This is a genomic window from Martelella mediterranea (assembly GCF_004342225.1).
Taxonomy (GTDB): Bacteria; Pseudomonadota; Alphaproteobacteria; order Rhizobiales; family Rhizobiaceae; genus Martelella; species Martelella mediterranea_B.
Genome location: NZ_SMAR01000008.1, coordinates 90,698 through 111,855 on the forward strand (window position 1 = coordinate 90,698; position 21,158 = coordinate 111,855).

Here is a 21,158-nt window from a genome sequence, read left to right on the forward strand (position 1 = left end):
CATGCAGGATTTCAAGACCGAACTAGGGATTGCCCGTCAGCTTCGCGACGCTGTTCCGCGTTTGAAAGATGACCCGCTGGCATCAGCCATTGTCGCTATGGCGATAACCGGAAACGCATGCGACAGCCGGAGCGCGGCGACGCGACTTGAGCTGGAACACGCGATTGTACTGAGAGCTGTGAACATGCTCTGCACGGCCCCAGCGATTTTAAAGATTACCCGGCGCAACAGCAAAACTGCACGGCTTTACTATGAGGTCATGCCAGAACACCTGGCGTGTTTAAACGACAGCCTGAAAGCAAGGTTCAAATCTTCATAAGAAGATTTATCTTCCCGGATGCCCCAATATTTCGCGCACACGGTGTTTGACGGCTTCAACCGGTCAGACTATTCCATAGGCGAGAATAAAAACTCGGTCGCTTCGCGGCCTGGCAAGACAGCTCACAAAGAAAGCTGCGACCAGCCTGATATTGAAGCCACCGCAATAAAACATTTGCGTGCGCCATAACGGATAGTCAGAAGAACCGGCCAGAGGTAAACTTCGTCCGCACGGCATCGAACATCGGAACCGGGGACAGCGCATGGCTGGCGCAACGAATACACGCCGACAGACAAGAAGAGCAGTCATCAAGGTTTTCGCCATCCTGATGGCACTTTTCATGATAACGCTTGCTGCCGGTACTGTGATTGGCGGGCTGGCTGTGCGGGACGCGTTGCGTGCCGAGCGGCGGGCACAGGCTGAAACCCAGCTAGCCGGGTTCGAGAAAGCCCTGCGTACCGTTTTGGGGCAGATCGAAAATCTCGGCTCGTCAATGGCAGCAAGCCTTGAAGTTGCCGCTCGCAATCAACCGGAACAATTCGGCAGCGATATCAATAAGCTGTTGTCAACGACGCCCTGGATAAGTGCCGTCATCATTCAGCACGCCGGACAGACGATGACATTTCCGTCAGGTTTCGCGGGTGTTCCCATCGATTTGGAGGCGCAGTCATCTGGTGGATCGTCAGGCCCTGTCTTTCTCGGTCCTTACACGCTCCAAAATGGCAATGAAGTTCTCGTCTACCGTTTCGCCAACAATGAAAATGTCCTGAATCTTGTCATCGGCGTTCATCCAATTCTCGAGGCTGTTGGTTTTCTTGAACTCGAACAATGGGCGCAGTTCACGGTAGCAACCGGCTCGGGGCAAAATGCCACCGTCACAGCCTCAACCGGCTCCGCGGTCTCGCCGGATGCAGAACCGGTTTCGCGACAGTTGACCTCTGCCAATGCAACATGGACGATTCGTCTTTCGCCAAGAGCGCTGGCCAATGGACCCAATAACTGGCCACTGACACTCAAAACGATCATTATTCTACTGCTGATCGGCTACACGACACCGTTTGTCGGACTTATTATTATGGCGCGCGCTCACCTTCGCAACAGCCGCCATCTTGAAGACTCCAGAGGCGAGGTCGAAACGCTGTCCAGACAACTGGACGTCGCACTGAAGGCGTCAGAGATCGGGATGTGGCAGCACGACGTCGAATCCAACTCCCAGACATGGGATGACCAGATCCTGAAGATTTACGGCCGTGAACGCACAAGAGATCATCAAACATTCGAAGAATGGCTGGCCTACCTTCACCCGGATGATCAGCCGCGGTTCCGGCAGTTCAGTTGGAAGGACACGGCCCGCAACAACGGTTTTACCAGCGAATACCGGATTATCACGCCAGACGGCACGGAGAAATATATCAGGTCTGCTGGCAATGCTTTTCGCGATGCCAGTGGGCGCCAGCAATTTGTCGGCATCAACTGGGATGTGACCGCCGATGTCGCGCTCCAAAAGGAGTTGACCGAAGCCAAGGCCACGGCCGAAGCCAGAAACGCAGATCTGGAAGATGCCTGGCACCAACTGGAAGAAATTGCTTATCACGACTCTCTGACAGGTCTACCAAACCGTCGCCAGTTTGAAGAACGTCTGGAAGCCATGCGCGCAACTGGCGCCCTGCTCAACGACACGAAAATCATGATCATTGATCTTGATGGCTTTAAATCCATCAATGATACGATGGGGCATTTCTTCGGCGATGATGTGCTTAAATTTGCCGCTCAGACCTTCTCGAACCACCTCGCTCCTGAAGACTTTCTCGCCCGTACGGGTGGCGACGAGTTCATAATGATCCTTCCATCGACGACGAATGCTGACCAACTCGCCAGGAGCATCATCGACGCTTTCGCCAAACCGGTCGAGATCAACAACCGCCCCTGTCGCATCGGCGCAAGCATCGGGATTGCAAGTGTGCAGGATGCGACAGAGACACCGGGAAACCTGCTGATCAAGGCCGATATCGCGTTATACGAGGCCAAGAAGCTGGGGCGCGGGCGAACTGTCTTCTTTACCGAAGATCTCAAGATTAAAACGCTGGCTGGCAAAAAACTGGGAGATGAGCTTCTGGAGGCCATCGACAGGGGGCAGATCACTGCCTTTTTCCAGCCCATCTTTGATATGAATACGATGCATGTCATCGGCGTTGAGGCTCTGGCGCGCTGGCGGCACCCAGTACGCGGAATTTTGTCCCCAGACAGTTTCATGGAAGCTGCCCAAAGTATTGGCATCATTCGAAAGATCGATGAGATCATCTTCAATCAGGCTACGGATCTGCTTCGCGACTGCCTGGAGACCGGCGTGAATATTCCAGGCCTGTCGGTCAACGTGTCAGCAGAACGTTTGCAAATGCCTGAACTCATGGCTCAGGTATCACGTTGTGACCTTCCAAGAGAAAAGCTGCATTTCGAACTTCTGGAATCGATATCATTCGAACATGCCGATGACAGCCTTTTGCAGACAATTCAGGAGATCAGAAACAAGGGGATCAGTATCGATCTTGATGATTTCGGGTCCGGCAATGCTTCGCTTGTCGGCCTGATGAATGTGCGCCCTGACCGCCTCAAGATCGCGCGACAGCTCATTGAACCAATCACAACACAGCCGGAAAGCTCACTCGTCATTCAGACCATTGTGAACATAGCGAATTCTCTTGAGATAGAAGTGATTTGCGAAGGGGTCACCAGCGAGGCACATGCAGAAATTCTGAAAAACCTTGGCTGTCATATTGGCCAGGGCTATTTATTCTCCCGCCCGATGAGCGCAGAGCATTTTATCAACTTCATGAGAAATCAACCGGATTCCCGGCAGAAAGACCACTAAAGACGCTTATATATATGGGTCTTCAGGATGATATGCACAAAATGCATGTCTTATATGACGAGATGACACTCCATTTTTTCGCATTCTGCGTTTATAAAAAAATCAACGAAGCGGCGAGGCCGCTGAAGCCCGGACTACCGGGTACGAAATTCGAAGATGCGTACTCCTCCTCCCAACGCACTTCGATCGGTTGACGACGCTCCTCCTCCCAGTCGTCGACCAAAGCAAATGACGCTCACCGGATCCTCCTCCCCCGGTGAGCGTTATTTTTTGTCTTTTCTTCCGGCCAAAACCTCAAATCTTGATCTTAAGCCGAAGCTGTTTCTCGCCAGCGACAGGCACAACAAAGCTGCCAGTTGCATGCCATGCGCTTAACGCATAGCCGCTTTACCAAGACCCCACTGCCTGCCTCAAACAGAATTGCCTATATCAGGTTCAACAGATGATGAAGCGCCGGAACAGTCCGGCAAATCAGTAAACAGGAGAAATAATTATGGGCGTTGCACGTTCTTTCAACAACTGGATCAAGTACCGTCAGACCGTTTCTGAGCTCGACCGTATGTCCGGCCGTGAGCTTGCCGACCTCGGCATCAACCGTGAAGATATCCGCCGCGTCGCTCGCAAGGCTGCATTCTGAACCAGCCTTTCAAGTGACGGCAGGCGCCAGACCTGCATTCAAAAGCCCTACGCGCTCTGCGCCGGGCTTTTTTTGTGCTCCCTTAAAACAGGACACAAAACAGGCAGAATTGATATGCAGCTCATATTTTATGCATCACCCTGTATAAATGCATATCAGTTGCTTAAACTTTGCACTCCACCTTCATGGCGTTTCTCGATATATGCTTTCGCAAAAGAAAAGTATGAACTTCTAAAAAATCGAGGAAACACCCATGTCCCCCATCCGCCTGACACGGCAGTGGTTGAGCTACCGTCGCACACGCGCGCAGCTGCGCGACCTGACTGATTACGAACTTAAGGATATCGGCCTGGTCCCTGGCGATATCGAGCGCATCGCATCACGCGCTTTTCGTTGATCACCAAATAAAAGGTTGAATGACTGTCAACGGCGCCGAAAGGCGCCGTTTGCATTTGGGCGTTCGATGATTATGTTGGGCGCTTTTAAACCAACCGCACAGCAGAATGTTTCATGGACGCTTTCAGCCGCATTACCGACCTTATCAACTCCCTGCCAGCGACCGTCCCTTTTGTCGGACCGGAAGCGCTCGAACGTCAGACAGGCACTGAAATTCGTGCGCGGATCGGAGCGAATGAAAGCGCTTTCGGACCCGCTCCTTCTGTTGTTGAGGCAACCCGGCAGGCTGCGGGAGATGTCTGGAAGTACAGTGATTCGGAACATTTCAGCTTCCGCCATAAACTTGCCGAGCATCTGGCCTGCAAGCCTGAGAACATTATGGTTGGCGAAGGTGTTGATGGTCTGCTTGGCATGACAGCCCGATTGACGATCACTCAGGGCACCCCGGTTGTGATGCCGCTGGGCGGTTATCCCACTTTTGCATATCATGTTGACGGTTTTGGCGGTCGTATTGTCACGGTTCCCTATGAAGGAGATCGTGAGAGCATTGATGGCCTGCTCGACTCAGTTCGTAAAAACGATGCAACGGTCGTCTACTTCGCCAATCCTGATAATCCGATGGGCAGCTGGTGGAACGAAGACGATGTTGTGCGCTTCGCACAAGCCCTGCCGGAAACCTGTCTTCTGATCTTGGATGAAGCATATTGTGAATGTGGTCCAGCAGAAGCGTTTCCATCCATTGACCGACTGATCAATATGCCAAATGTGCTGCGTTTCCGTACTTTCTCAAAAGCTTACGGCCTTGCAGGCGCGCGCGTGGGCTATGCCATCGGCACCGAAGGTACAATTGCCGCATTCAACAAGATTCGCAATCATTTTGGTATGACGCGCCTGAGCATGGTCGCGGCTGAAGCCGCACTTGCCGATCAGGCCTATCTTCAGACAGTGATTGCGCGCATACACGAATCGCGAGCCCAGATTGGCCGCATTGCTGAAGCAAATGGTTTCAAGGCTTTGCCATCAGCAACCAATTTTGTGGCTGTCGACTGTGGGCGCGACGGCGACTATGCACGTGCCATTGTGAATAGGCTCGGCGCGCGCGGTGTGTTTATTCGTATGCCGGGCGTTGCACCGCTAAACCGCTGCATTCGCATCAGTGCGGCTCCGAACCGGGAGATGGAAATTCTCGCCGAAACCCTGCCGCAGGTCGTTTCTGAGATCGGCTAGAGATTTCAGCCCTCTGTCAAATCCACATAGCAGATATATTTTCCGTAAACCCAACCCATCGGTCCGGTCGGGTTATCCATTTCTGCAAGCGAACGCATAACCATGACCTCACGCCAGCCCTTGGTTGCTGCCGGCTCCAGCGTCAGGACAAAAGTGCCGGGACCAAGCCGGGTGATTTCATTGCATTTTGAAGAGCCACAGCTGCGAAGAGAAAGATAATTGTCGCCATGTGGATCGAGATGGCAGACCGTATAAACTTCACCGGAATAAGCGCCTGTGCTTGCTGGCGCTGCAAGCGTCAACAACGCGGCCGCAGAAAGCATTGTACATTTTCGCAAGATGCCAGACATGGTTTCCTCCCGAACCGGCCGTCAGCCAGAGGCAGGATTTAAGCCGCGCTACCTTATCGCAACGGTCCCTTAAGCTGCCCCTTCTGTTAAAGACGTCATAACAGAACACGCTGACCATCTTTAAAGTCTAGCACCATCTGGATGGCGGTCCTTGACCGCCATCAGTTTTCATACGCCAGCACAATAATCTGATATAAGGTCAATCGAGCTGGCGGCGATATAGGCGAACTCAGCGTGCCTTTTGTCCAAAAAGAACACTTTGGGCATCCTTGTCATCAGCCAGGTTCATCTTCGCGCTTTCATCCTTGCCAACGGCAAGACCGGCCTGCACCGCAGGACGGGCCATCAGAGCCTCGAACCAACGCTTCAGATGCGGGAAATCATTCAGATTCTGCCCCTGCGCTTCATGCGATTTTATCCAGCCGACACAGGCCATATCTGCGATGGAGTAATCACCCCCGAGATACTCAACCTCAGACAGGCGTTTGTCCATGACACCATAAAGACGGTTTACTTCGTTGGTATAGCGATTAATGCCGTACTCGATCTTTTCCGGTGCATAATTGCGGAAGTGATGCGCCTGCCCGGCCATTGGGCCAAGCCCACCCATTTGCCAGAACAGCCATTCTTCAACCGCGACACGTTCACGCTCGTTCTCCGGATAGAATTTCCTGAACTTGCGGCCAAGATACTGAAGGATCGCACCGGATTCAAAGACAGAGATCGGCTTGCCGCCGGGCCCTTCCGAATCGACGATCGCCGGCATCCGGTTATTTGGCGATATTTCCAGGAACTCCGGCTTGAACTGGTCGCCCTTGCCGATGTTGACATAATGCACTTTGTAAGGTGCCCCGACTTCCTCCAGATAGATGCTGATTTTGAAGCCGTTTGGCGTAGGCCAGTAATAAAGATCAATCGGTGTGGTCATGGAAAAACTCCTTCTCTATATCTCTCCCATATAGAGTGACATAATCAGGATAAAAGGTGTGAGACGGATGACAGTCCGGTTTCGCCGACAAACGATTGCAGGGTGGAAGCTATGCGCAGAAACGAACCGATCACCGCCAGGATCATTACGCCAGAGCCGGCAGAGCCGAAGAGCTTTACGAATGCTCACGATGCGGTCAAAGCACTGCAGGTGCTTTACCTGCGGAACACGCGTTTTGTTATTGATGCTTTTCTGGCACTGGCAGGCGGTGCGCCCATTGAAGGCCGATATCGTGCTTTTTACCCTCAGGTCATGATTGAAACAGGAAGCTATGGCCTGACCGACTCCCGGCTTTCCTTTGGCCATGTCGCATCACCCGGTCATTACGCCACCACGATCAGCCACCCGGTTCTTTTTGAGAAATACCTCACCGAACAGCTTGACCTTCTGATTAAAAATCACGGCGGGCCGGTGATCGTCTCAGAATCAGAAACGCCAATCCCGCTGCATTTTGCATTTGGCGAAAACACGCATATCGAGGCGGATCTGGCCGCACTTGCCGATGTGCCACTGCGCGATATTTTCGATACGCCCGATCTCAACACCACAGACGATCTGATTGCGAACGGCGAATATGAGCCGGAGGCCGGCGAGCCAAGGCCGCTCGCACCGTTTACCGCTCAGCGGATCGACTATTCGCTGGCGCGGCTCAGCCATTATACCGCGACCAGCGCTGCACATTTTCAGAACTTTGTTCTGTTCACCAATTACCAGTTCTACATGGACGAATTCTGCGCCTATGCTCGCGAAGTGATGGCTAATGGCGGTGAAGGCTACTCAGAGTTTGTCGAACCCGGCAATGTGATCACGCTTCCGGGACAAGACGAACCTGAAGGCGGAAGAGAAGGCGTGCGCATGCCGCAGATGCCAGCCTATCACCTCAAGCGCCCGGACAATAGTGGCATCACGATGGTCAATATCGGCGTTGGCCCCTCAAACGCCAAAACCATCACCGACCATATCGCTGTCTTACGACCCCACGCCTGGCTTATGCTGGGCCATTGCGCGGGCCTTCGCAACAGCCAGAAGCTTGGCGACTACGTGCTCGCCCACGCTTATGTGCGCGAAGACCATGTGCTTGATGATGATCTGCCGGTGTGGGTGCCGATCCCAGCGCTCGCTGAAATTCAGCAGGCGCTCGAATCTGCCGTTGGGGAAGTGACCGGCTATGAAGGCTATGAGCTGAAACGCATCATGCGCACCGGTACAGTCGCAACGATCGATAACCGCAACTGGGAACTTTCAGATCAGCGTGGCCCGGTCAAGCGCCTGTCTCAGTCACGCGCTATCGCGCTGGATATGGAATCGGCGACAATCGCGGCGAATGGTTTTCGCTTCCGTGTGCCCTATGGCACGCTTCTTTGTGTTTCCGACCGGCCGCTACATGGTGAGCTCAAACTGCCGGGTATGGCGACGGCTTTTTATACAACGCAGGTGCGCCAGCACCTGAAAATCGGGATCAAGGCCGTACAAAAGCTTTCGGAAATGCCCTCCGAGCGGCTTCATTCACGCAAACTCAGAAGCTTCTATGAAACCGCTTTCCAGTAAGCCACCCGAAAGGGCAGTCAGTTCAACTGGCTGCCCGCAGGAACGATAACGCTCAAGACACCCGGATTCTGTTTGATCACGACGTTCATTTCAGGATCTATCATATCGCCATCAAGCGCCTGATCCGAGGCCTTGTTGCCAAATTTCAGGGTTATTTCCGGCGCCTCAAGCCGGATCACTGCCTCGCTTTCCTGAAGCTGCCCCGACAGAATATCCAACGCGATCCCCGTGACAGTTTCACCGGCAAGTGCCTTCACCAGATAAACGCCTAGGACCCCGCCGCTGGGGCGATTGGTAAACGGCAGCATGTTCGCATCAATGCGGTTATTGGCGATCAGCGCCATGGAAAACGCCCCGTCGCCAGAAACCTCCAGCGTTTGATAAGAGAGTTCAAATTCCGGAACCATGCGCAGCACATCGAACCAAGCGCGCGTGCTCGCCGAAATTTTGCCAAGGCGCGACTGATAGTCGAGGCGATCGCGGTTCTTGATCATCGCGGCATGAAGACCGGCAGAAAACTGATGAATAAACGGGCGACCATTCATGGTCGGCACATCCACCTTCGCAAGCTTGCCGGCGGCAAGCTCTCTTAGCGCCTGCTCGACATTTTGCGAAAGCCCGAGACTTCGCGAAAACAGATTCATGGTTCCGGCTGGAAGCACGCCCAGAACTTTGTTCGTTCCTTTCAGACTGCCGGTTGCCAGCGAAATCGTACCGTCACCGCCACCGACGATAACGCCATCAAAATCGTCATCACCGGCGACCTGTTGCAGCGCGTCAGAAACATCACTGCCATTTACGATCGTGCATTCAAATGTGTGATTATTGTGCTCAAACACATCGGTAGCGAGACTGCAGAAAGCCTCCATATCCGTTGTCTTGAATGTGCCGCCATCGCGATTGAGAATACCTTTAAGACGCATGATCTGCCTTCGGGTTGGTTTCCGCGATGGAACGCTTAATCGCATTCAATGGTTCCGGAAAGCACTTTCATGCCTCCCGGAATACCAAAAGATGAAGACATCACATATTGGGATAAACCGGCCCCTCACCGCCCTGAGGCGGCACCCAGTTAATATTCTGGTTCGGGTCCTTGATGTCGCAGGTTTTGCAGTGAACACAGTTCTGCGCGTTGATGACGAACTTCTTCTCGCCACCTTCATCAACCCATTCATAAACTCCGGCGGGACAGTAGCGACTGGAAGGCCCGGCAAAGACAGCCCATTCAGAATCCTTCTGAAGATCCATATCGGCAACCTTCAGATGGACCGGCTGATCCTCTTCGTGATTGGTGTTAGACAGGAAAACCGAAGACAGGCGATCAAAGGTCAGGACGCCATCCGGTTTGGGATAGTCAATCGGCTGATACTTGTCTGCCGGTTCCAGGCTGGCTGCATCCGTTTTACCATGCTTCATCGTGCCGAATACTGAAAACCCGAAAAGCGTATTGGTCCACATATCCAGACCGCCAAGCGCAATTCCTGCAAGTGTTCCAAGTCTCGACCACAAGGGTTTGACATTGCGAACCTTTTTAAGATCCCGACCAATCGCACTATCACGCCAGTCACTTTCGATTTCTGCGATTTCATCATTCGCACGTTCGGCCGCGATGGCTTCGGCAACACGATCCGCAGCCATCATGCCCGAAAGCACAGCATTGTGAGACCCCTTGATCCGCGGCACATTCACAAAGCCAGCGGAGCAACCGATCAGCGCGCCACCGGGGAATGAGAGTTTGGGTACGGACTGCAACCCGCCTTCCGAAATGGCGCGGGCACCATAGGAAATGCGTTTAGCCCCCTCAAACGTTGGTGCAATTGCCGGATGGGTCTTGAAACGCTGAAACTCCTCAAATGGAGACAAGTAGGGATTTTTGTAATTCAGATGGACCACAAAACCGACAGCCACCTGATTGTCCTCAAGGTGATAGAGGAAAGATCCACCACCCGTCTTGCCATCCAGCGGCCAGCCGAAACTGTGCTGAACCAGACCCGGCTGATGATGCTCCGGCTTCACCTGCCAGAGCTCCTTCAGGCCAATGCCATATTTCTGCGGTTCGCGTCCCTCATCAAGGCCGAATTTCCTGATCAACTGCTTGGCAAGCGACCCGCGAACGCCCTCGCCGATCAGCACATATTTCCCGAGCAGCGCCATGCCGCGCGTGAAGTTCGGCCCCGGCGTGCCATCGCGCTCAACGCCCATATCGCCGGTCGCAATCCCGATAACGGCACCATTATCATCGTAAAGGATTTCGCTGGCTGCAAAACCGGGATAGATTTCGACCCCCAGCGCCTCAGCCTTTTCGGCAAGCCAGCGACAGACATTACCAAGAGAAACGATATAGTTTCCGTGATTGTTCATCAGCGGCGGCATAAGAAAATTGGGAAGTGACAAAGCACCGGCCGGGCCAAGAAACTGAAACTTGTCTTTTGTGACCGGCGTCTTGAAGGGGTGCCCCCCCTCCTCGCGCCAGCCGGGCAGAAGTTTGTCTATGCCAACAGGGTCAACCACCGCACCGGAGAGAATGTGCGCCCCGACTTCTGCGCCCTTTTCCAGAACGACGACCACCAGATTTTCATTGATCTGCTTTAGTCGAATAGCGGCTGACAGACCAGCAGGGCCTGCACCGACAATCACAACATCCACTTCCATGCTTTCGCGTTCCGGCAAAGCTTCTGCCATGCTTTTCCTCACCTTCCCTATAGGTTATGTTTCTGCACTATTGTGCAAAAAACGAACGTCTGTAAATAGTCGTAACGCCGCCAGCCTTATATCTCAACTTTTCACAGGCGCATTTGATCAGGCACATGCCGACGCGCCGGTTATTGATTGAAACGCGACGCCTTGCGCGTTTAATGTAGCATCAAATCATAAAGCGCCGCCTTTTCACCTCTCATGCGGCATTTTCAACGAAGGATTTTTCTGATGGATTTTGGCATTGCAGACAAAAAAGCCGTCGTTCTGGCGTCGTCGCGGGGTCTGGGTGCAGGCGTCGCCGAAGCTCTGGCAAAAGAGGGCGCTCATGTCCTCCTGTGTGGCCGCACAGAAGATCGCCTTTCGGCCAACTGCAAAAGCATCAATGAAACGACAAAGGGCAAGGCCGATTTTGTGGTCGCCGACATTGCAGCTCCGGATTGTACAGAAAAACTGCTGAAGGCCGCGGAGGAGAAGCTCGGCGGGATCGATATTCTGGTCAATAATACAGGTGGTCCGACACCGGGCACTGTTGCAGAGATGACGCCTGAAAAGCTCACAAACTTCTTTAACAGCATGGTTCTTTCGCTGATCACCCTGACCAATTCGGTGATTCCGCAAATGAAGCAGAAAGGATGGGGCCGTGTTCTGACAATTGCCTCCGGTGGTGTTGTCGAACCAATTCCGAATCTGGCGCTCTCCAACACACTGCGCTCCGCTCTTGTCGGATGGAACAAGACACTTTCGAGTGAAGTGGCAGCCTCCGGTATTACGACAAATCTCCTCCTTCCCGGCCGCATCCATACTGACCGGATTGATGAGCTGGATCACGCCAACGCAGAACGCAGTGGCAAAAGCCTGCAAGATGTGCGGAAGACTTCGCTTGCGTCGATCCCTGCACAAAGGCTCGGCCGCGTGGAGGAGTTCGCCAACGTTGCAGCCTTTCTCTGCTCAAAGCCGGCAAGCTATGTCACCGGCAGCCTGATCCGCTGCGATGGTGGCGCAACCCACGCAATCTGATTGCAGCATTTGCGCTGGTCACTGCGCATGCTATGAAACCGGCCATGATCAAGGCGAACGAACTGACACCACGCGAAGCTGCTGCGCTTCTGCACTTCTATGCAGAAGCGGGTGTTGATTCGCTTGTCGAAGACATGCCTGTTAACCGGCTCGTTGAAGTGGAGCCACAGAGCGACGTAAAGTCAGCGCGCCAGCAAACAACCCAACCTTCGATATCGCAAAATCGTGCGAGCGCTCCGGCAAAAACGCCAGCGCAGCCTGCCGCACCGGCGACGGCTTCATCCGCGACCATACCGGATGAAAAAGCCGTTTCCGACGCCCGTTTCGCTGCCGAAAGCGCACGGTCACTCGGCGAACTGAAAGAGGTTCTTTCGTCATTTTCCGGATGCAATCTCAAGCACAATGCCCGATCAACCATTTGTCTGGAAACAATGCCGGAAAGCGGAATTCTGGCGATTTGCGGCTTTCCATCAGGCGATGATGATCGCGTAGGGCAGGCCCTTTCGGGACGCGCAGGGGTTCTCTTTGAACGCATGCTCGCAGCGATTGGCCTTTCGCGTGAAGCCATCGGCGTGACAACAGCAATTCCATGGCGGACCCCCGGCGACCGCAGCCCAACAATTTCAGAGGCGGATATCTGCGTTCCCTTTCTAAGCCGGCAAATCACACTGGCCAGTCCGCGTGTCCTGCTTCTGATGGGAAATTTTGCATGTCGCTTGCTGATTGACCGGCAGAAAACCGTCTTCGATCTCCGCGGACAATGGCACAGCCTTCCTGTTTCGGGCCAGACCATACCGACATTGGTTTCATTCGCACCTTCCGAGCTGCTGGCGGCTCCAGCGAACAAAAAACGCGCCTGGCAAGATTTGCAGTCTTTTCGCAAAAGCCTGGAATGACAGAGTTTTTCTCCTGAAACCCAGTGCCATGCACGCCGCGCATGGCTGCCTCACGCCAAACCCGATTGCTCAAAACGTTTGCATGAACGATATTTGGTCATGTCTTGGGAGGATGTTTAAAACAGGATCCAAGGCAAATGAAACCCTATGAAGACATGGACGCTTCTCTGATGCAGAACAATCGCTTTTCTCTCGAACTTGGACGGTCGACCAATGGCTATCATGGCCAGCGCGGCATCGATCGCGCGATTGCGAAGGGCTTTTTCCGCTCTGACCGTCATCATGATGCCGGCGCTATCCGCCCGACGCTGCGTGCCGTCGGTGCCTAAACATTAAAGTCTTCTTTCAGGCGCCTCATCATTGTGCGCCTGATTGGTCGTGGTTGTCCCGGACACTCGCGTTTGTCGCAACAGGTTTCTGCCTGATAAATCGGGAAAGAACGTATCGTCTTGTCGCGTGTCGACCGCGCATGAGCTTCCAGCAATATGCCTGCCTCTCGCGCTTCTTCTGGAAGGTTTTCCACATTATTCATCGGTAACAATAGTCTCATCAGACGCCACAACCGCTCCCTGGCTCTTGTTATCAAGGCAGAGGAACCCTTGGTAGAGCGTGACGCGATACGCCTGTTCAATGCCGCGCGGCAACCGCGCATTGATGAAGACACGCTTTCTTTTGAAATGTGGTTCGCTCTTAGTCCTGCAAAATGATCTCTACCGATGTGCCGGCCTCAACGGACGTGCTGTAACGCATATCCAGCCCCAGGTCGCCAGACAATTGCTGGGCCTTTAAAAGCAGACTGTGGGAAGCGGATAGAACAAGGTCTGGCTGCTCTGCGAGCATGCGCATTTCATCCTCTGTCAAACCTCGCCCAATATCGGAAAAACGAGCCCTGAAACCGTTCCCGCCGACCCGGGAAACCTCGACCACCGCATCACAATAAGGAGGGCTGACGACAATCAGCCGTTCCACGAGCGTATCGAACAGCTGGCTGAGATATTCCTCATCCAGAGCGACGTCAGAAATCTCTTCCTCGACCATCGTCATGATCTGCACTGCTTCAGATATCGCATCCTTACGGCGCTTCGAAACCACCTGACGCAGACAGGCAGATGGCGAGACAGTTGGCACGCCTTCAGGGCGTTGCCTGCGCTCACGCTCACTTTCAAAGACAGCGAACAGATCTCGTTCAGAACTTGAATATGCTTTCTGTGGTTCGTGCGGGTGAACCCTGTCACTGTCACCATCTTCAGGCATCGCAGAAAATGAAACCCAGCTTTCATCCGTTTCGGTGATCCTGGGCATGCGCAAGCGAGAAGGCTCTTTCGCTTCCTCAACCTGTGTCGGTAACGTTACCTCTGACATTCCGTTCTGAGCAACACCCTCGTCTGCCACCCCTTGTGGTTTCCCCTCTTCAGAATGGGAGAACATACGGTGGGCGACAACACAGAGGCCTTTTCTGTGACGCATCCGCGCAACCGAGAGTTTGACGCGATTCATCGTAGGGCGGTTGATGAATGCGGAGATCTCTTCAAGATTCTGCCCGGGCTCACCGGAGCGCACATTCACCATCGCCGCCTCAAAAGCCACAGCATCGTCTTCAGAAAGCCAAGAGGTGAATGGCTGCCCGACGAGATCCTTTGCCTCAGCACCCAGAAGATGCAGAGCGGCCTCGTTTGAGAGTTCGATCAAGCCAGCGCTATCAGTCAAAATGACAGCTTCGGGCAGACCATCGATCGCCTTTCTGACCACAGGTGTCTGTTCTCGCATATGTGGCTTCTCAAACGTCATCATCATCATCCGTTTATGCCCCTGTGCGCATCAGAAAACTTGAGGAATCCGCTGATCTGCAAAAATCAGGTGATACAGCAGCGGCTCCATCAGGCTTTATTAGCGCAATCAGGTAAATGCACTTTAAACCACATCCGAACAGAATCCGAGATGCGACGAAACGCATTACGGATTTGCGCTTTGAAAAGTTTCAGCGATGAAGCGATATTCAGCTAATTCTGGCTGAGCACGGCAAAGGCAACCGAAAGGTGATGCGATTTGACAGCCTGCCAGCCGCAATATTCGTCAATGAAAGCACCGTCGACCCACATATCACTTTCAAAAGCCTTTCCCTGCCAGCCCAAACCGCCCGCTTCTATAACCTTTTTCAGTGTGCGCTGCAGATGCGTGCGGGATATCTGAACTTCGGACGCAATGGCGTGAGCATCTATGGCCGTAACCATAAACCGGTCGTCCTCGCGCTTCGCGCAGACAGTAAGAAGAGCGATATGGTCCATAACCAGTCCACCGGCAATCGATCTCTGCAGAAAGGCGACGCGTTCAGGTGGCTCAAGCCACCGTCGGTCCGCAATGCAACTGCGGGCAAAGCGAGGCTGAAGACAGGCAATCTGGTCTGGCGCGCTGATGAAGCAACGGACGCGATCCTGGCCGTCCAACCGATCAAGTATCGCGAGATTGGCGGCAAACCATTCAACCAGGACCTCGATTACGACAGGTAACGGCCTCCAATATCGTGGTCGACGGCTTTCGAATGCAGGATCCTGCTCGATAAAATGATAGGCCTCCAGCTCAGTCATGAAATCACGGATCGTGTTCGGGCTCGCCACACCGAGGTCTTTCAACACTTCAACGAGACGTGAAACGGTCAATGTATCAGCAGGATCTAGGTAAAGCGCCAAAGCTGCCTGGCTCATAAGCCATCTCCGGTGAAACCCGAAATTTCCCGCAAGCCTCTGATTTCGGACATAAACATCCTTCATCTGCATACCGAATGAAGCAAGAGCTGGCAGAAATGCCGGATTGCTTGCAATTTGCTGGACAGTTAGCGACATTTTTCTTCTTTTGGTACTTTGCGCATAGGCCGAATATTCAGCGGGATCACGAAATTGGCATGTAGGCAAGCCCTTTGCCAAATTCCCGAAACAAACTTATGACAATTCCACGCTTGAACCCAAACACCGGAAAAGCTAGGGCTTCAAAAGAACGATTGATACAGATCGAAGCACCCTGTCAGACCTTCTTTGCGGTTCGGTCTACCGAGAATACCGAAGCGGCAGACACCGAATCTGCGTTTGAATTGGAGGCACGATGTTCGCCAGCCTGATCCCCGTCACAAGCCTGATGGTTTCAACTCTGCTGATGATGATCGGCTACGGGCTTATGAACTATCTGCTTCCAGTCAGAGCCGTTGCGGAAGACTGGTCTCCCTTCCTGATCTCGATGACCGCGACGGGCTACACGGTCGGCTTTACTTTATCCTGTATTATCACGCCGAAACTCGTCCTCAGAGTGGGTCATGTGCGTGTTTTCGGCGCTCTGATCACGCTCCTGACCGTTTCAATCCTGATCAGTTCGCTGGTCGTCGTGTGGCAGGCATGGATCATTTTTCGCGCTGTTTCAGGTTTTGCTGTTGCCGGATGCTATCTTGTCATCGAAAGCTGGCTCAATGAGCGCGTAACCAATGAAACGCGGGGAACCGCCTTTGCGCTCTATATGGTGGTTTCGCTCGGCGGCTCGATTGGCGGGCAATATCTTGTGCCGCTGGGAGACCCGCTCAACACGTCACTTTTCATCGTCTGCGGCATGGTGTTTGCCATCGCGATCCTGCCCACAGCACTGTCAACGGCCCAGTCTCCAGCCCCGATTGCCCAGGCACAGTTTGGTGTTGGCAGACTTTACAGACGGTCGCCCGCTGCATTTGCCGGGGCCATTCTGGCAGGTGTTCTTGCCGGTGCATGGGGCAGCTTGGGCGGCGTTTACACCACCGAAAGCGGCTTTACGACAGCACAGGGCGCAACACTCCTTGCCTTTGTCCTTGCCGGTGGTGCTTTAGGTCAGGTTCCGATCGGACGCATTTCCGACCGAACCGACCGCCGTTATGTCATGATCGCCTGCGGCATCATTGGCATGCTAGCCTCGACGTTTATGTTCTTTTTGTCGGCCGAGACGCTTTACCTTCTCTATGGGACGGCGTTTCTGGTCGGCTCCATGCTGTACCCGATCTATGCTCTGAACGTCGCTCACGCCAATGACCGCGCAGACCCAAGCGAATTCGTAACAATTTCCAGCTCACTCATGATTCTATACGGTCTTGGAACAATTGCCGGTCCGCTGGTTGGTGGTGCAGCCATGGAAATCGGCGGCCCGCGCGGCCTCATGCTCTATCTGGCGCTGGGTTTCTTCGGCTATGGAGCCTTCGCCGCGTGGCGTGTCTGGCACGGCAACCCGATGGTGACACCGGAAGAGCGGTCTGACTTTCAGGCCGTCGCGGTTCCCATGCGCGGCACAGACCCGGCAGGCAGTTTTGCTGTCGACTATGAAGAAGAGTACGAGCCGAACGTCTATGCCGAAACGGAAGACGAACCGGAAAAGCAGGCCTGAGTTCCAAGCTTCGTCTCAGTTCGGCGTCTGCGATGGCGTGACGCGCCGCAGCTTGCGCCGTTCAAGGCCAAGCCTGTGTTCGCGGAAGATAATGAAAATCCCCGCACCAACAACAAAAACAGAGCCGGTCAGCGTATTCAGCGTCGGAATCTCGCCGAAGATAAAAAACGCGATCACGATCCCGAAGATGATAGAGCTGTAATCGAATGGTGCGATCGTCGAGGCATCGGCAAAACGATAGGACTCCGTCATGAGAATCTGGCCGGCACCGCCAAACAGCCCCGCAGCTACCAGCCAGAAAATCGCCTGAGCAGACAGCGGCTGCCACCCAAAAGGCCATGACAGCAGAGAAAGTACCGCGGCAAAGGTCGAAAAATACAAAACGATCGTCGGGCCTTTTTCTGTAACAAGCAAGCGTCGGACCTGGATCATGGCCATCGCCCCGAGCGCGGCACCCACCAATACCATGACGACTGCAAAGGCTTCCTCGGCCCCCATACCACCTTGTCTGAACAAGGTGAGCTTCGGCCAGGAAATGATCATCACCCCAAAAAGCCCGACCCCGACGGCAGACCAGCGGTATACCCGGACAACCTCTCCCAGAATAAGAGCGGCGAAAACGACAGAGAGCAATGGAGTCGTGTATCCAAGCGCAATGACTTCCGGCAATGGCAAGTGCATCAGACCATAAAAGCCCATACCCATGGACGTGATCCCGATCAGACTGCGCAGAAAATGCCCGAATGGCCGTTTCGTGCGATATGCACCTTTAAGCTCGTGGCGCCACCCGAGATAGATGATGATTGGAACGATCCCGAAAAGTGACCGGAAAAAAGTGACCTGACCCGGCGCAATGCCGCTGCCTGCAAGCTTGATGAAGGTCTGCATGCAGAGAAAAGCGACGATTGAAATCAGCTTGAGAGTGATTCCACGCAATGGGCTTGGATTGGGATCTGTTGGCATCGGGGAAACTTCATTCATCAGAGAAACAGCCGGAACACGCTCTGGCTCTCTTACGCCTATTTTGGCGGATTTGGCAGGGTTACGCCGAAAAACCGCTAAGAATTTGCTTTCCGCATCAATCGGCGTTTTGTTATGCGCCGATGAATGCCTACCTGAAGGGCATAATTGATTGGGCAGCCCGCCCAGAAAAGAGAATGAGGAATACCATGCGTGCTGACGATGACCGGACGGTTTATCTGGAAGACTACCGCCCCACTGATTTCGTCCTTGAAACGGTCGAGTTGATTTTTGAGCTTGGTGAAAACCTGACCACAGTTGGGAGTGAAATGAGGTTTTATCGCCGGGGTGGCGCCGATCAGTCAGCGCCATTGGTGTTGGATGGCGATAGTCTGGCGCTTTCAGGGCTGGCCCTTGATGGTAAACCTCTTTTGCCCGAACGGTATGAACAAAAGCATGACAAGCTGATTATCCACGATTTGCCGACCGATGAGCCTTTCACTCTCACGGTCAAGACGCGCATTAAACCGGCAGAGAACACACAACTGCTGGGTCTTTATCGCACCAATGGCATTTACTCCACGCAGTGCGAGGCAGAAGGCTTTCGCCGGATTTCCTATTTCTACGACCGTCCGGATGTTCTCGCCGTTTACACCGTCACCATCATTGCCGACAAAGCGACCAGTCCGCTCCTGCTTTCAAACGGGAATCTTGTTGAGCAAAAAGAGCTGGAAGACGGTCGCCATATGGCCAAGTGGCACGACCCCTTCCCCAAGCCCGCTTATCTCTTTGCACTCGTCGCGGGCGACCTGGGGATGATCGAAGACAAGTTCACGACCATGTCGAGGCGTGATGTCACACTCAGGCTTTTCGTCGAGCACGGCAAAGAAGGCCGCGCGGGCTATGCGATGAACTCATTGAAGCGCGCGATGAAGTGGGATGAAGAGCGTTTCGGTCGCGAGTACGACCTCGATATCTTCATGATCGTTGCCGTTTCTGACTTCAATATGGGTGCGATGGAAAACAAAGGGCTGAACATTTTTAATGACCGGCTGATCCTTGCAGACCCTGAAACAGCGACAGACGACGACTACGGCAGGATCGAAGCCGTTGTCGCTCACGAATACTTCCACAACTGGACGGGAAACCGGATTACCTGCCGAGACTGGTTCCAGCTCAGCCTGAAGGAAGGGCTTACAGTTTACCGTGAGCATGAGTTTTCGGCCGATCAGCGTTCGCGTTCCGTTATTCGCGTAGAGGAGGTCAAGTTTCTAAGGGCCCATCAGTTTCCCGAAGACTCCGGCCCGCTGGCGCATCCTGTCCGCCCGACGCAATATCTGGAGATCGACAACTTTTACACAACCACCGTCTACGAGAAAGGCTCCGAAGTTTCTCGGATGATTGCCACGATTCTTGGCCAGGATAATTTCCGCAAGGGGCTCGACCTCTACTTCGAGCGTCACGATGGCGGCGCTGTGACCATCGAGGATTATCTGAAATGCTTTGAGGACGCCACCGGACGCGACCTGTCGCATTTTGCACTCTGGTATCATCAGGCCGGGACGCCGGAAATCACCGCATCCAGTGAATATGATGAGAAGGTGGGACGGCTGTCCCTGACACTCAGCCAGTCAACACCATCAACACCAGGGCAAAAGGAGAAGAAGCCGCTCCATATTCCGCTCAGAACTGGTTTCATCGGCCCGAACGGTGATGACATGGAACCCAGCTCTGTGAGCGGTGGTGAACGCAGAGATGATGTTCTTCATCTGACCAAAGAGCATCAGACTTTCGTTTTCGAGGGCCTTGGCGCAAGACCGGCAGTGTCGTTGAACCGCGATTTCTCAGCACCTGTGAAGATCGAATATGATCTTCCGAAAGAAGATCTCGTTCGGATCGCACAACATGAAAGTGATCTTGTTGCGCGCTGGGATGCAGTTAACACACTTGCGCTCAACACGCTGGCCGCAGCGACGCGCGCCTGCCAGTCGGGCGAGACAATCCCGGTCGATCCGGCGCTGACTGACACGTTGACTGGATTTGCAGAAGATGATGCTCTTGAGCCAGCATTCAAGGCGCTGGCACTGACGCTACCTTCCGAGCTGGATATCGGCCGAAGGATCGGGCAGGATATCGATCCTGACGCGATCCACCTCGCTCGGAACACGGTGCGCGATGCGGTTGCCAAAGCCGGACATAAAGCCTTTTCAGCCTTGTCTGTAAGCCCGGCGGAAGATGCACCGTTCAGCGCAGATGCTGAAAGCGCTGGAAAACGCGCCCTTCGCAATATCGCTCTGTCTTATCTGGCGGCTGCAAATGGCGACGCAACTCCGGCCAAAGAAGCTTACGACCGTGCGACGAATATGACAGATCGCATCGCGGCTCTGCGTATTCTGGCACACCAGTTCACCGGAGCGGCAGAAACGAAGGCCGCGCTAGAGGACTATCGCGAACGTTTTGCGCGTGAACCGCTGGTTCTCGACAAGTGGTTTACCACGCAGGCAACAATCGCTGGACCGGATGCGCTGGAACGTGTGCAGAACCTTATGTCGGACACCGCATTCGATATCGGGAACCCGAACAGGGTCCGCGCATTGGTAGGCGCCTTTGCCTCTTCCAATCCGAGCGGGTTCAATCGCCCTGATGGCGCTGCCTACAGCTTCTTTGCGAATTTCATTCTGACCTCCGACAAGCGCAACCCCACCCTGACGGCGCGTCTGATGACTGCCATGCGCTCCTTCTCTGCCCTCGAAAAGACACGCCGGGAAAAAGCCCTGATCGAGCTTGAACGTATAGCGAGCCACGATGACCTTTCACGCAACTTACGCGATATTATCGACCGCATGTTGAAAAAGTGAATCGGCA

18 protein-coding genes are annotated in these 21,158 nt (G+C 53.8%); 11 read left to right on the plus strand and 7 right to left on the minus strand.

The window, feature by feature from the left end:
- The first annotated feature begins 1 nt into the window (after position 1).
- From EDC90_RS07655 to EDC90_RS07675, 5 genes are all read left to right on the plus strand, one after another.
- The gene (locus EDC90_RS07655; RefSeq protein WP_132310175.1) at positions 2-319 is read left to right on the plus strand and encodes a hypothetical protein; all 318 of its coding nucleotides are present in this window, start codon (positions 2-4) and stop codon (positions 317-319) included.
- A 262-nt stretch (positions 320-581) separates the two neighbouring features.
- The gene (locus tag EDC90_RS07660; protein ID WP_132310177.1) at positions 582-3,188 is read left to right on the plus strand and encodes a putative bifunctional diguanylate cyclase/phosphodiesterase; all 2,607 of its coding nucleotides are present in this window, start codon (positions 582-584) and stop codon (positions 3,186-3,188) included.
- A 493-nt stretch (positions 3,189-3,681) separates the two neighbouring features.
- Positions 3,682-3,825, plus strand: a complete 144-nt coding sequence (locus tag EDC90_RS07665; protein WP_132310179.1) for a DUF1127 domain-containing protein — start codon at positions 3,682-3,684, stop codon at positions 3,823-3,825.
- Between the two features lie 253 nt (positions 3,826-4,078).
- Complete coding sequence (locus EDC90_RS07670) at positions 4,079-4,222, plus strand: DUF1127 domain-containing protein (protein WP_132310181.1); 144 nt, start codon at positions 4,079-4,081, stop codon at positions 4,220-4,222.
- Between the two features lie 113 nt (positions 4,223-4,335).
- Positions 4,336-5,448, plus strand: a complete 1,113-nt coding sequence (locus EDC90_RS07675; protein ID WP_132310183.1) for a pyridoxal phosphate-dependent aminotransferase — start codon at positions 4,336-4,338, stop codon at positions 5,446-5,448.
- Positions 5,449-5,453: 5 nt separating this feature from the next.
- Here EDC90_RS07675 and EDC90_RS07680 read toward each other — a convergent pair whose 3' ends face one another.
- Together EDC90_RS07680 and EDC90_RS07685 are read right to left on the minus strand one after the other, a co-directional pair.
- Positions 5,454-5,798 (minus strand): hypothetical protein, encoded by a 345-nt coding sequence (locus EDC90_RS07680; RefSeq protein WP_132310185.1) that lies wholly within the window; start codon positions 5,796-5,798, stop codon positions 5,454-5,456.
- 229 nt (positions 5,799-6,027) lie between these two features.
- Entirely contained in the window at positions 6,028-6,726 is a 699-nt protein-coding gene (locus EDC90_RS07685; RefSeq protein WP_132310187.1) for a glutathione binding-like protein, read from the minus strand.
- Between the two features lie 111 nt (positions 6,727-6,837).
- On the opposite strand from EDC90_RS07685, the gene EDC90_RS07690 reads away from it, so the two are divergent.
- Entirely contained in the window at positions 6,838-8,334 is a 1,497-nt protein-coding gene (locus EDC90_RS07690) for an AMP nucleosidase (protein ID WP_132310189.1), read from the plus strand.
- 17 nt (positions 8,335-8,351) lie between these two features.
- Here EDC90_RS07690 and EDC90_RS07695 read toward each other — a convergent pair whose 3' ends face one another.
- Positions 8,352-9,257 carry a diacylglycerol kinase family protein gene (locus tag EDC90_RS07695; protein WP_165972776.1) on the minus strand — a complete coding sequence of 302 codons (906 nt, stop codon included), beginning with the start codon at positions 9,255-9,257 and terminating at the stop codon, positions 8,352-8,354.
- A 100-nt stretch (positions 9,258-9,357) separates the two neighbouring features.
- Entirely contained in the window at positions 9,358-11,016 is a 1,659-nt protein-coding gene (locus EDC90_RS07700; protein WP_132310193.1) for an electron transfer flavoprotein-ubiquinone oxidoreductase, read from the minus strand.
- Between the two features lie 243 nt (positions 11,017-11,259).
- Here EDC90_RS07700 and EDC90_RS07705 point away from each other — a divergent pair, with 243 nt between their 5' ends.
- From EDC90_RS07705 to EDC90_RS07715, 3 genes are all read left to right on the plus strand, one after another.
- Positions 11,260-12,048, plus strand: a complete 789-nt coding sequence (locus EDC90_RS07705) for an SDR family oxidoreductase (protein WP_132310195.1) — start codon at positions 11,260-11,262, stop codon at positions 12,046-12,048.
- Positions 12,049-12,092: 44 nt separating this feature from the next.
- Positions 12,093-12,944 carry a uracil-DNA glycosylase gene (locus EDC90_RS07710; RefSeq protein WP_132310197.1) on the plus strand — a complete coding sequence of 284 codons (852 nt, stop codon included), beginning with the start codon at positions 12,093-12,095 and terminating at the stop codon, positions 12,942-12,944.
- 137 nt (positions 12,945-13,081) lie between these two features.
- A complete protein-coding gene (locus tag EDC90_RS07715; protein ID WP_132310199.1) occupies positions 13,082-13,273 on the plus strand; it encodes a hypothetical protein in 192 nt (63 codons plus the stop codon).
- Positions 13,274-13,634: 361 nt separating this feature from the next.
- Here EDC90_RS07715 and EDC90_RS07720 read toward each other — a convergent pair whose 3' ends face one another.
- Positions 13,635-14,711 (minus strand): PAS domain-containing protein, encoded by a 1,077-nt coding sequence (locus EDC90_RS07720; protein ID WP_207903872.1) that lies wholly within the window; start codon positions 14,709-14,711, stop codon positions 13,635-13,637.
- 233 nt (positions 14,712-14,944) lie between these two features.
- Positions 14,945-15,646, minus strand: a complete 702-nt coding sequence (locus tag EDC90_RS07725; RefSeq protein WP_132310203.1) for a hypothetical protein — start codon at positions 15,644-15,646, stop codon at positions 14,945-14,947.
- Between the two features lie 394 nt (positions 15,647-16,040).
- Here EDC90_RS07725 and EDC90_RS07730 point away from each other — a divergent pair, with 394 nt between their 5' ends.
- The gene (locus tag EDC90_RS07730; RefSeq protein ID WP_132310205.1) at positions 16,041-17,333 is read left to right on the plus strand and encodes an MFS transporter; all 1,293 of its coding nucleotides are present in this window, start codon (positions 16,041-16,043) and stop codon (positions 17,331-17,333) included.
- 15 nt (positions 17,334-17,348) lie between these two features.
- Here the strand turns inward: EDC90_RS07730 and EDC90_RS07735 are convergent, their stop codons facing one another.
- The gene (locus tag EDC90_RS07735) at positions 17,349-18,296 is read right to left on the minus strand and encodes a DMT family transporter (protein ID WP_132310265.1); all 948 of its coding nucleotides are present in this window, start codon (positions 18,294-18,296) and stop codon (positions 17,349-17,351) included.
- Between the two features lie 206 nt (positions 18,297-18,502).
- Here EDC90_RS07735 and pepN point away from each other — a divergent pair, with 206 nt between their 5' ends.
- Entirely contained in the window at positions 18,503-21,151 is a 2,649-nt protein-coding gene (gene pepN, locus EDC90_RS07740) for an aminopeptidase N (protein ID WP_132310207.1), read from the plus strand.
- The last annotated feature ends 7 nt before the right edge of the window (positions 21,152-21,158 follow it).